Here is a 12576-nt window from a genome sequence, read left to right as displayed (position 1 = left end):
CGGTAAGCCGTGTGCGGGAAAACCGCACGCACGGATTGAAAGGGGACGGAGGAACCGGGCCTGCAAGGGCACCGCGCCTCCAACTACCAATGGCGGTGCAACCGAGGGCGTCGTTCCACGGCCGCAAGGCGGAACTGGCCCTGCTGAAAGAGGCGTTGGGCGGTCTCGTCGCGGGCCACGGCCGTGCTCTGCTGATCGAGGGCGAGCCCGGGATCGGAAAGTCCGCGCTCATGTCGGCAGGTCTGTCCACCGCCGAGCCGGCCGGTTGCCGGGTGCTCAGGGGTGTGTGCGAAGAACTGACCCAGCGGTTCCCACTCTGGGCCTTCGCTCAGGCGCTGGGGGCTGGCGGGCTGTCCGCCGGACATCAGCGGATGCTCACCGGACATGAGCAGTTGCCCACCGAAAGTCCCCTGTACCCCGTAAGTCCCGTGGCCGTAGGGATTGAGCAACTGGCCGGCCTGGTGGACCGGTTGTGTGCCTCGGGACCGCTGGTGCTCGCTGTCGAGGACCTGCACTGGGCGGACGAGGCGAGCCTGCTCCTGTGGGAGCGCCTGAGCCGGGCGACGGCGCGGCTTCCCCTGCTGCTGGTGGCGACCTGCCGCCCAGTGCCGGTCCGGCCCGAACTGGACCGGCTGCGGCGCGTGTTGGGCGAGTCCGACGGAGTGGTCGTCGCACTCGACGGTCTGCCGGAGCCGGAGACGGTGAAGACGGCGACCGAGTGGCTGGGTGGCGCACCGGGGCCGCGGCTCTCGCGGCTGCTGGCATCGGCGGCCGGCAACCCGCGTTATCTGACCGATCTGCTCGCAGTCCTCGTGCGGTCGAAGGCGGTGCATACCGTGACCGACGGCGCGGAGCTGACGGCCAGCATACCGACGCAGGCCGTTACGTCGTGGGCGCGGGTGATCGCGGACCGGCTTGACTTCCTCTCGCCTCGTACCCGCGACCTGCTGCGCGCCGCGGCCGTGCTGGGCCCGGACTTCTCGGTCGCCGAGCTCGCGACAATGGCGGAGGCCTCCCGGAACGCCCTGACCGGCGCGGTCGACGAGGCCCTGGCCGCGGGGGTGGTGGAAGCCGACGGCGCGCGACTGCGCTTTCGGCACGGGCTGATACAACGCTCCCTGTACGAGACGATGCCCACCGCCGTGCGGGCGGCCCTGCATCAGCATGCCGCGAAGGCGCTGATAGCCGTCGGGGCGACGGTGGAGCGCGTCGCCGCCCTCGTTGTGCCGGTGCTGGCACAGGCCGAGGGCTGGGAGACTGGCTGGATCGCGGCGAACGCGGCAGCCCTGGCGGACGGTGCCCCGCAGAGCGCGGGGCCATTGCTGGAGTACGCCCTGTCCCGGCTAGACAGCCACGATCCGCATCGTGCCGAGGTCGAGGACCAGATGCTCGCCGTCGCCTTCCGGCTCGGCCGGGACCCCCAGGCCGAGCGCACGGCCCATGACATCATCGCCCGCGACCCCGAACGGGCCGGCCGGGCCGCGTGGTATCTCGGCTCCATGCTGTTGCGCACCGGCCGCCGTGAGGAGGCCGGCTCGGTCCTGGCCGGCGTCGAAACCGCCGTACCGCTGTGGCGGGCCCGCAACGCGGCCCTGCGATCCACGACTCTGGTCGGCAGCCACGACAGGCAGGAGACGAGACAGGCCGCCGAGCGGGCACGTACGGAGGGCATGCGTCTCGCCGACCCCCTCACCATGGCCCAGGCCCTGTACACGCGCTCGTTACTGGGTGCCCTGACCCACGACTTCGCCGGTGCCCTGACAGCCACGGACGGGATCCTCGCCCTCGCCGACGGCAACGAGGAACTGGCCGACCTGCGGCTGACGGTGTTGGGTGACCGTGCGGCCGTACTCACGGAACTCGACCGCTTCACCGAAGCGCAGGCGGCGGCACGCGAGGCGCTCGCATCCGCCGATCGATCCGGGCGGCCCGTTGCCCAGGGCGCGCTGCGCACCCGGATCGCCGAACTGCACTACGCCCTGGGCCAGTGGGACCACGCCCTGGAAGTGCTCGACACTGCGTCGGCTGAATCAGAAGCGGTGCCCCTGCCCGGTGCCGCGCACGCGGTGCGGGCCCTGATCGCCGGGCAGCGCGGCGACTGGCGGGAGGTCCCCCGGAACCTGGCGGGCCTCGGTGGCCGACGGACCGGGGACGAGCGGCTGGTCGGCTCCGCCGTCGTTCTTCGGGCCCGGGCACTGGAGGCCCAGCACGCCGCTCGCCCGGAGCAGGTCGTCGAACTGCTCGGCCCCTGCCTGACCCCCGACGCCGGGGAGCGGATGATCGACCCGACCAGCTGTCTGCCCACGCTGGTGCGGGCCGCGCGGGAGTGCGGAGACCTGGCCACACTACGAGCCGCGACCCGGGTGTGCCGGGCAGTCGCGCAGGGCGAGCAGTACCCGGCCCGGCAGGCCGACCTCGACTGGTGCAGCGGGATGCTGAACGGCGAACCGGCGCCAATGCTGGCCGCCGCATCGTATTACCGCAGCTGTGGACGCCTGCCGGCGCTGGGCAACGTGCTGGAGGACGCGGCCGTCGTACAGGCGGCCTGCGGTGATGTGACCGGGGCCCGCGTCACGCTTGGTGAGGCGCTGGAGGTCTATGTCGAGCTGGGTGCGGCGTGGAACGCACGACGGGCGACCGCCCAACTGCGGCCCTACGGTGTGCGCCCAGGGGTGCGGGGTGCCCGGCAGCGGCCCAAGAACGGTCGGCAGGCGCTGACCGAGACCGAACGGCGTGTCGCGGAGCTCGTCGGGCAAGGGCTGACGAACCCCGAGATCGCCCTGCGACTGCTGCTGTCCCGCCGGACGGTGGAGACCCACGTCTCCCGAATCCTCACCAAGCTCCAGATCCGCTCGCGTCGAGAGGTCGCCCGGCATGTCGGGTCCGAGGATGCGTGAGCACCGCTGCGCCCGCCATCCGGGAAGATACGGTCCAAGGGACAGGGGAGGAGCGGCGGTAGGGGACTGCGCGGTAGGCCGCACTGGCCTGTAGCCTGCTGCGACGGCGAATCAGCCCCGGGTGCCCGGTGGTGGCTCCTCCCGGCTCAGTGTCCGGCGTGTGCCCGTGCAGGCGCCGGGTGCTGCCCCGCGTGCCGTCGGACCGGGCACGACGGGATGTGTCCGTGTGCCGCCCTACGCGTGCGCATGCTCGCCCCGTTGCGGTCGCCCAGCGCCTCGCGCAGGGCTTGCAGGGCTTTGTGGGTACGCGACTTGACCGTGCCTTCCGGGACGTTGAGGACTTCGGCCGCGTGACGGACCGGGCGGTGCAGGAAGTACACCTGGGCCAGCACCGCGCGATGGGTGGCGGACAGCCCGGCCAGGGCCGTGCGCAGCACCTGGCGGTCGAGGACCTGCTCCAGCGGTTCCGCCGTCACCGGCATCGACTCCAGCGGATCGTCCTCCACCTCGGTCGGACGCGATGAGCGGGCGCGCAGCATGTCGATCGCGAGCCGGCGGGACACCGTCAGCAGCCACGGGCGTACCGACCGCGGATCGTCGGGCAGTACGTCCAGGTTGCGCCAGGCACGCAGCATGGTCTCCTGGAGCAGATCCTCGGCGGTCTGCCGGTCGCCCTGCGTCCAGCCCCGCAGACTGCGCATCAGGGAGTCCTTGTTGACGTCGTAGATCTGCCGCATCTTCTGCTCCGCGGACCCCGGGGAAGCGGACGCCTGCGGTGCGGGAGTGGTGTGTGCCGAGGGTGCGAGTGCTGTCGTCATGAGCTGCCCCATCCGTTGCCGTCCGATGGGACGAGCCTGTGGCAGCTGGGTCACGGAGACATCCGTGAGCCTCACTGAGATACGGAGAGCCCGGGGACCTGCGTATCTCAGTGAGCCGGGGCGGCCGCTTGGTTCAAGCCAGCGTTTTCATGGGCGTTACCTGAAACGGAGGGAAGGATTACGGACAGGCTCTAGAGTCATGAGCATGCTCGGGCAGAAACTGCATGCGGTGATCGGTCGGGAGACGGAGCGAGCCTTACTCGAGAGGCTGGTCACCGATGTCGCTGCGGGCCGTGGCGGATGCCTGCTGATCGAAGGGGAACCGGGCATCGGCAAGTCGACGTTACTTGCGGATGCCCTGGCCAGGGCGGCAGCGGCCGACTGCGAGGTGCTGACCGGGCAGTGCGACGAACTGGGGCAGCGGGTGCCGCTCTCGGTCATGACGCGGCTCCTTGAGGTAGCGGCCGACTCGTCGGATCCCCGTCGAGCGGAGGCCGCGCTCGCCCTGGACCAGCCTCAGGAGGCTCCGAGCTGGACGATGCGCCTGCTGGCCGGGGACCCGGTGGTGGCCGCGACCGAGCAACTGCTCGTCCTGGTGGACCGGTTGTGCACGACCGGCCCGCTGGTGCTGGCGGTGGAGGACCTCCAGTGGGCCGACGAGGCAAGCCTGCTGATGTGGCGTCGGCTGTGCCGGGCCTCGGTCCAGCTTCCGTTGCTGGTCGTCGGAACCTGCCGGCCGGCGCCGGGGCGGGCGGGCCTGGAGCCGCTCCGTCGCGATCTGCGCTCCCGAGGCGGAGAACTGGTCTCGCTCGACCGGTTGTCCGAGGCTCAGGTGGCGGAGCTGGCGGGACTGCTGGTGCCGGGCCTGCCCGGGCCCATGCTCACCGAACGGTTGCAGTCCGCTGCGGGAAACCCGCTCTACGTAAGGGAGTTGCTGGACGCCCTGGACCGCGTCGGCGCGCTGGACGTCACCGAGGGACGCGTCGAACTGACGGCGGCCGGCCGCGACGTGCAGGAACTCAACGAACTCAATGACGTGATCGCGGACCGTCTGGCCTCGCTCTCGGCCGACACCCGGGAGGCGCTGCGCGCCGCGTCGCTGCTCGGGCCGGAGTTCTCGGTGACGGATCTGGCGGCGGCGGTGGGCAGCGGGGCGGGCCCCCTCCTGAGAGTGGTGGACGAGGCGCTCGGCGCCAGCGTCCTGGAGTCTGTCGGGCACCGGCTGCGCTTCCGGCACGGTTTGCTCAAGGAGGTCCTGTACGAGGCCATACCGGCTGCCTTGCGTACAGCCCTCCTGCGGCGCACGGTACAGGAACTGATGGCCTCCGGGGCACCGGTGGAACGCGTGGCCGAGCTGATTCTCCCCGTCCTGGAAACCGCCGAGGACTGGGAATGGGAATGGGAATGGCTCGCGGGCAATGCCGAGAGGCTGGTCGTCCGGGCGCCGACCGTGGCCGCCGAACTGCTCGAACATGCCCTGCGGTATGCCCGCCCGGACGACCCGAGGGTGCCCGTGCTCACCGCGCAACTGGCCGTGATCCACTTCCGCATGGGCCCTTTGGACCGCGCCGAGGAGCTGGCGCGGACCGTGCTCCGGCAGTCGGCCGACGATGAACTGACCGGCCGGACGAGGTGGCTGCTCAGCACCATCGGCATGCGCAGCGGCCGCTACGAGCTCGTGGTCGACAACTGGCGCGCCGCCGCCGTCGACCCGCGCGTCGGGCCCGTCTGGCGCGCCCGGCTGCTGGCGCTGGTGGCGCTGGCCCGGCACGTCCTGGGCCAGATCGGCCGGGCCCGCCTGGCGATGGCCGAGGCATTGGCCGAGGGCAGAAGGCTGGGCGATCCGACCGCGGTCGGCTACGCCCTGCACGCCGCATCCGTCATCCGCAGTTGGCACAGCGACCAGACTGACGCACTGGCCCTGAACGGCGAGGCGCTGAGAGAGGTCGGCAACGATCCGGAACTCGTCGATCTGCGGCTCATACTGCTGGGCAATCGGGTCACCGAGCTGGACGTAGACGGCGACCGCCTCCAAGAGGCCGAGGAGACCCTGGACCAGGCCCGTTCGCTTGCCGAACGGGTCGGCGCGACGCGGCTGTCGATGACTCTCGTCCAGAGCGCCGAGCGGTACTACGAGCACGGTCGTTGGGACGACGCCCTCGCGGTACTGGACGAGGCCGGCGATCTCCCGCCCCTGTGGCGGTTGTCCCGCCTTGGCCTGATCGCGCTGATCAGCGCCCGCAGGGGCCAGTGGCAGGAGGCTGCCAGGCGGCTCGACGCCCCCGGAAGCAGGCAGACACCGTCGGCAGGACCTGTGGCCTCCGCCTACCTGCTGCTCGCGCGTGCCCTCGTCGCCGAGCGCGCGGGTCGGCCCGGCGAGGCAGTGAAGGTGCTCACGGAACTGCTGACCACAACCTACGCGTACGACCTGGCCCGCCACCCGGAATGGCTGCCCGTCCTGGTTCGCACGGCGCTGGCGGCCGACGACCGGCACTCCGCGGAGACGGCGGCCCTCGCGGCCCGTCAGGCGAACGAACGTCGGCCACGTGCCAGGACTAGGGTGGCCGCCGGCTGGTGTTCCGGGCTGCTCGATCGAGATCCGGTCCGGTTGCTCGCCGTCGTCGATCACCACCGCGCCGCCGACCGGCTGCCGGATCTCGGCGCCGCGCTGGAGGACCTCGCGCTGGTCCAGGCCGCCTCCGGAGATCTCGACACGGCCCGCGTCTCGCTCGGCGAGGCCCTCGCGGTCAGCGCCGAGCTGGGCGCGTCCTGGGACGCGCGCCGGGCCGCCGAGCGCCTGCGCCCCTTGGGCCTGCACGTCGGCGGTCGCGGAACCAACGCGCGCCCGACCTCCGGCTGGAAGGCGCTGACCGCGACCGAACGGCGTGTCGCCGACTTGGTGGCCCAGGGCATGTCCAACCCCGACATCGCCGCACGCCTGCTGCTCTCGCGCCGCACCGTGGAGACTCATGTGTCCCACATCCTCTCCAAGCTCCAGGTCCGCTCCCGGCGCGAAGTCGGCGTTGCCCCCTCCAGTACTACGGACACGGCTCCCGCGGGGTTCTCCTCCGGAACCGGTGGTCCAGGTCTGACGGGGCAGGGCTGAGGACGGGCCGTCACGAGTGAATCATCGGGAGCTCGTGGACGCCGTAGATCATCCTGCCGTCCTGGAAGTTCAACGCGTCCAGTGGGACGGTGAGCCGCAGAGCCGGTAAGCGCCGATGCAGCGTGGTGATGGCGATAGGGAGCTGTGTGCGGGCCAGATGGCGACCCAGGCACAGGTGTTGGCCGAAGCTGAAAGAAGTGCCAACCGCTCCGGGCGTTCCATCAGCGCCGGCGTGCTCAGGGCGATGATCCGCGGGCGGGCCTGATACCCGACAGGTCCCCGTTTGGGGATCTGTCCCTGATCCCGTGGTGCGGCCCTAGGGTGCTGCCGTGCCTGATGTGCCGAAGGTGCACCCATGTACACCCTCCTCCGGTGTCCACTCCTTTCGCCTGCCCCACGTACCCGCGACATGCCTGCGCATCGCAGCCAAACCGCCAGGAGCTACGACGTGACCAGTACTCTCCGCGGGGACACCGGACGTCACCGAACTGCCTGTAAACCTGGGCCCGGCCGCATAGACGGAACCACAGACGAAGCGGCGCCAGCCCGGGCTCCCGGGTACCCACCATGCCGCTACTCGACCGGTGGATCGCGCATGAACGCCGGGAGCCGTCCGGCTTCCGACGAGCCGATCGAGGGATGTTTTCCGCGAGCCGGGGAGCGCGTATTTCCGTGGACTGAAATTGCCACGTTGCCAGCGAAAAAGAGAGGCATGAGTCATGAGCGTCGAAACCTACCCCGCCGAAACGCCTCCAGACCAAAGCCCCCAGTTGCCTGCACACCAAGCAGGCGTGGTCCCCGGGGGCCAGGGGCAGGACTCTGCCGAATCGGGTATGGGTGCTCTCATCAAGAGCGCATGCTTGTTCATGACGCTGGACGCATGCGCGAAAACCGGTCTGCTCGACCGGTTGAGAGCCGGAGAGTCCACTACCGAAGTGCTCTTCGCGGGCTTGGACGGGACGCTGGGCAACGCAGTCATGCGTTATCTCGAACTCCAAGACGTGGTCATGGCGGAGAAAGGCGGAACCTGGCGGTTGACCGAGCGCGGCCGATTGCTGACTTCTGAGGTGTCGCTGGCCATGCTCGGTATGTACGGGGAAGCGTATGGCGCGGTGCTCTCGCAATCGGCAGACCTGCTCACCCGCCGTGCGGCCTACGGTTGGGACGTGTGGCGCGACGACGCAGCCCTCGGCCGGCATGGCGCCACACTCTTTCATCGTTTTCACACACAGGGCCTGCTGAATGCACTTGCTGGCGCCGATACCCAGTGCCTTCTCGACATCGGTTGCGGTGCAGGGCAACTGCTGATCGACCTCTGCGTGCAAGACCCCGGCATGCGCGGCGTCGGGCTCGACATCTCACCGGAAGCCATTGCCGTGGCTCGCGAGCAGGCAGTGGCCGCAGGAGTGGCCGACCGCGTCGAATTCGTGGTGGCCGATGCCTTTGATCCCGAGTCGTGGCCCGCTGTCTGTCATGAACCCGACACGCTTGTCGCCGTCGAGTTGATTCACGAGTTGTTCCGTGAAGGAGAAGGCCGGGTCGTGTCGTTGCTCGACACAGTGGCCGATTTACTGCGGGCCGGCCGGAAGCATTTTATTCTCGGTGAGTCGCAGTTGTGCTACGACAACCGGGGAGACGACTCCGAATACTTTCTGGTTTGTTCCCTGACTGGCCTGGGATTGCCCGTGCGTGAGGAATCGTGGCTTGACCTCATCGGGCGCACCCAGTTGCAGTGTCTGCGCACGTTCACCCGGTCCGATGCTAGACAGCGCCTCGTGTTCTACGACCTGGTCAGGCGATGAGTTGCCGCCTGGGAGTGCATAGGGCAAACACGGCAATCCCCGTTGAGGATGCCCCTTCGCGGTTCGTCTCGAAACTGTGTGAATACACCATAGGACGTGGCTCGTGACTTCCATCATCGAAGTTCATGATCTGGTCAAAGAGTACCGCCGTCCGGAGCGCTATTCAGGCCGGTTGGGGGGCCTTCGGACCCTCCTGACACGGAAGCATGCGGTGACTCGTGCTGTCGACGGCGTGAGCTTCAGCGTGGGCCAAGGCGAGATGATCGGTTACCTCGGGCCCAACGGTGCCGGGAAGTCGACGACCATCAAGATGCTCGCCGGGATTCTGAAACCCACGTCGGGCATCGTCCGGGTCGCCGGCCTCGTGCCGTGGCAGGAGCGGGAACACAACGCACGTAACATCGGGGTCGCGGTCGGGCAGCGCACACAATTGTGGTGGGATCTGCCACTGCGTGACTCCCTGACCCTGATTGGCAGGCTCTACGGTATGGAGCGGTCGATCTACGCTGCCAACATTGCCCAGTTCACCGAACTTCTCGGCTTGGGGCCGTTTCTGGGAACTCCGGTGCGGCACCTCTCCTTGGGGCAGCTCATGCGCGGGGACCTGGCGGCCGCCCTGCTACCCGAGCCTCGTGTCTTGTACCTGGACGAACCCACTGTCGGTCTCGACGTCGTTGCAAAGGAACGCATCCGCGACTTCGTGGCCAGCCTCAACAAGGAAACGGGCGTCACGGTGGTGCTGACCACTCACGACCTCGAGGACGTCGAACGACTGTGTGACCGGATTGTGCTGATAGACAAGGGCCGTGTCTTGTACGACGGAAAGATCGACACCCTCAAGGCCCAGTACGCGCCCTATCGGAATGTGATCGTGCAACTGGCCGACGGCCAGCCCTGGAACGGTGCTGGAATTCCCCATGCCGAGACATCCGCGGTCGAACCGGAATCAGGGCAGGTCAGGCTCAGCTTCGATCCGGCGAGAGTCCAGGTCTCGGATGTGGTCGGCGCGGTACTGCGCCGCCACCACGTGACCGATCTATCCATCGTCGAGCCACATCTGGAAGGGATCATCCACCGTATCTACTCCGGGAAAGCCTGACACTGAGCCCTTTCAGTCTGCCCACCGATCGGGTGACGGAGATGCCGTGGTGTGCCGGGCTATCGGCTGCGATTGTGCTGACCGGAGGCCCGTCAACCGAGGGGCGGCATGTCACCCCCTCGATTCCTCGCTGAAAGGGCTCACTCATGACCGCAGTCAGGACACTGGAGCCGAGCACCGAAAACCGCTCGGCAACCCGGGAAAAAACCCGGATGACGGCCTCCCGGAGGGTCTCCGCGTGCGTTGCCATCGTGCGGCTGCAGGCCCGGGCACTTCGGCTCTACCGGACGGACTTCCTCTTCAGTCTTCTCGGTCTCCTGATTCAGATTTATCTGTTGCGGATGTTGTGGACAGCGGCCTATCAGGGGGCCGGGAATGCCACGGCAAGCAGCCTTCGGGTCGGGCTCGCCACGCAAATCGCCTACACCACCCTGGCCAATATCCAGCACTGGCTCTTCAATCCCTGGCCCGCCTCGATGATCCCGGAGCGAGTCCGGGAAGGCACCGTCGCCGTCGATCTGGCGAGACCCTTGCGATTCCCCATCCAGATGATGTCCGCTCAAGGGGGAGTCGTGCTGGCCAGGCTTCCGTGGGCCTTGGTCGCATGCCCCCTCGCGGTATTCGCCGGCGGGGCCCAGCCACCGGCATCATCGGGGGCGCTCATCGCCGCGGTGGTGTCCTTGGTACTGGCTTTGTGGCTGACCTTGCTGTTGTCTTTGATCGTCGGGATGGCGGCATTCTGGACCCTGGAGGTCTCCGGACTGCTGGTGGTCTATGGGCATCTGTCGGAGTTCCTGGCAGGAGTCCTTGTGCCACCTTGGCTCATGCCGTCATGGCTGCACGTAATTACGCAGTGGTTGCCTTTTCAGGCAATCACCTACACCCCAGTAGCCACCTATCTCGGCCGGCTCGGCAATAGTGCCCATGTCCTGGGCGCGCTCGGGGTGCAATGCGGCTGGATTCTCGTCGCCTGGATCACGATGAGGGCCATCTGGAGTCGCGCGTTGCACCGCATCGTGGTGCAGGGAGGGTGACGTGCACAACACGACCGGAGCAGTCACCCGAAAAATTCCTTCGTGGCGAACTTATCTCTTACTGGCCGGTGCCGCCTTCCGGGCACAGTTCCAGTATCGCGCGAATTTCTTGCTCCTGGTCACAGGCGGGGTGGCCTATCAGTGCGCCGGGCTGGCGCTGGTATGGGTGGTAGTGGAACAGTTCGGCCACTTCGCGGGCTGGACCCTTGCCGATATCGCGTTCCTCTACGGGCTGCGACTCACTGCCCACGCGCTGAGCACAATCCCCTTCAGTCAATTGCAGCGCTTGGACGACGTAGTACGAAACGGTGAATTCGACCGGTACTTGATCCGGCCCGCCGGATTGTTGACACAAGTACTCACTCGCCAGGTGAATTTGCAGGTCGTGGGTGATCTGGCTGGCGGCTTGGGAGTATTGGTGTCCGCCGTCGTTGCGGGGAACGTGGCCTGGACGGCGGCCAAAGTGCTGTATCTGACGGCTGCGCTGGCAAGCGGTGCACTGATCGAGGCCTCTTTGCAACTTGCCGCATCAGCCCTTTGCTTTCATTTCGTCTATACGCAGTCCTTCCGCCTCCTGATCGACAGCATCTTCAATACTTTCGGCGGTTATCCGATGATAATCTTCCCGATCGTTGCCCGCTTCTCGCTCACTTTCATTCTGCCTCTAGCTTTTGTTGCGTATCTTCCGGCCACGGTAATTCTCGGTCTCCCGGCTGGATTGCCGGCCGGGACTTGGCTCGCGTATGCGACCCCGCTCCTGGGTCCCGTCCTGTTCACGGTGGCCTACCGTTTCTGGCACAGTCGGGCGCGACATTATAGTAGTACCGGGCAATAAGGCTCATCTTGCTGACTTCCTGGAGGTTGGTTGTGGCAAGCACTTCCGCTCTCGAACTGGTCAATTTTGCGACAGATCTGTGCGTCTATGATGGCTACGGCAGTATGTCGGAGTACATAGCGGTTGGGATGGCTCGCGCCGGCGTTGACCTCAATGTAATACCGATGAGGCTTCAAGCGGTCGGTTTGTCGCAGGAAATGCAGCGCATTCTGGCGCGCGGCACCTCGCTGGCCGACGGGCTTGTTCTCTACAATTCGTGGCCGCGGCCGGAGCTCGAGCGATTCGCCGCCACCGAGCACTTCGTGCATACCATGTGCGAGCAGAGTCTCCTTCCTTTTTCCAGCTGGGCAGGGCGGCTTAACAGGGCCCGCGCCGTGATGGTGCCTACCCGTTTCGCTGGTGACGCCCTCCGGAATTCGGGCGTTTCCGTTCCCATTGAGGTCGTCCCCGATGGCGTGGATCCGGCCGTCTACCCTATCGTCGACCGACCGATACGGGACACCTTCACGACACTTATCGTCGGTACAGTCCAGCCCCGAAAGCATTTTCCGGAGGCTATTTCGGCGTGGCAGATGGCGTTCGAAGCAGACTCGGCGGCCCGGCTGATCATCAAAACCCGTTTCGGCCGGCGGGGGCGAGGCGGGCTGCCTGTCCCCCATGACCGGCGTATCACCATAGTCGACGAAAGCGAACCCTCACGCGGAATCTTGCACTGGTACGCGCAAGCCGATGTCCTCCTGGCACTCGGAAACGAAGGTTTCGGCTTGCCCCTGGTGGAAGGGATGAGTACCGGGCTTCCGGTAATTGCACTGTCTTCCGAGGGACAACGCGATGTGTGTACGGATGCCGGTGACCTCGTACTCGCTGTACCGCCGGGGCATTGGGAGCGCGCCAACGTCGCTTCCTTGCCGGGTGATCCTTTAGGATCCGGGGCTTGTGGCTCGTGATCATGTGGTGGGGGATGGCTTCCCGGAGCGGATACGGA

Annotated in this window: 8 protein-coding genes; 7 read left to right on the top strand and 1 reads right to left on the bottom strand. The window is 67.3% G+C overall.

Features of this window, described 5'->3' with window-relative positions:
- The first annotated feature begins 89 nt into the window (after positions 1-89).
- Positions 90-2897, top strand: coding sequence for an AAA family ATPase (locus AB0N07_RS47660; RefSeq protein ID WP_365846734.1), 2808 nt, complete (start codon positions 90-92; stop codon positions 2895-2897).
- Between the two features lie 146 nt (positions 2898-3043).
- Here AB0N07_RS47660 and AB0N07_RS47655 read toward each other — a convergent pair whose 3' ends face one another.
- Entirely contained in the window at positions 3044-3715 is a 672-nt protein-coding gene (locus tag AB0N07_RS47655; protein WP_365846732.1) for a sigma-70 family RNA polymerase sigma factor, read from the bottom strand.
- Between the two features lie 205 nt (positions 3716-3920).
- On the opposite strand from AB0N07_RS47655, the gene AB0N07_RS47650 reads away from it, so the two are divergent.
- From AB0N07_RS47650 to AB0N07_RS47625, 6 genes are all read left to right on the top strand, one after another.
- On the top strand, positions 3921-6821 hold the full coding sequence (locus AB0N07_RS47650) for an AAA family ATPase (RefSeq protein WP_365846730.1): 2901 nt from the start codon (positions 3921-3923) through the stop codon (positions 6819-6821).
- A 719-nt stretch (positions 6822-7540) separates the two neighbouring features.
- Positions 7541-8623, top strand: coding sequence for a class I SAM-dependent methyltransferase (locus AB0N07_RS47645; RefSeq protein ID WP_365846728.1), 1083 nt, complete (start codon positions 7541-7543; stop codon positions 8621-8623).
- Positions 8624-8735: 112 nt separating this feature from the next.
- Positions 8736-9722: an ATP-binding cassette domain-containing protein gene (locus AB0N07_RS47640; protein ID WP_365846736.1), complete on the top strand. Its 987-nt coding sequence runs from the start codon at positions 8736-8738 to the stop codon at positions 9720-9722.
- 146 nt (positions 9723-9868) lie between these two features.
- Positions 9869-10756: an ABC-2 family transporter protein gene (locus AB0N07_RS47635; protein ID WP_365846726.1), complete on the top strand. Its 888-nt coding sequence runs from the start codon at positions 9869-9871 to the stop codon at positions 10754-10756.
- Between the two features lies 1 nt (position 10757).
- On the top strand, positions 10758-11591 hold the full coding sequence (locus AB0N07_RS47630; RefSeq protein ID WP_365846724.1) for an ABC-2 family transporter protein: 834 nt from the start codon (positions 10758-10760) through the stop codon (positions 11589-11591).
- 32 nt (positions 11592-11623) lie between these two features.
- On the top strand, positions 11624-12538 hold the full coding sequence (locus AB0N07_RS47625) for a glycosyltransferase (RefSeq protein ID WP_365846722.1): 915 nt from the start codon (positions 11624-11626) through the stop codon (positions 12536-12538).
- Positions 12539-12576 lie beyond the last annotated feature (38 nt).

Source organism: Streptomyces sp. NPDC051172 (genome assembly GCF_040682555.1).
Taxonomy (GTDB): domain Bacteria; phylum Actinomycetota; class Actinomycetes; order Streptomycetales; family Streptomycetaceae; genus Streptomyces.
This window is presented reverse-complemented; position numbering and strand designations above follow the sequence as displayed.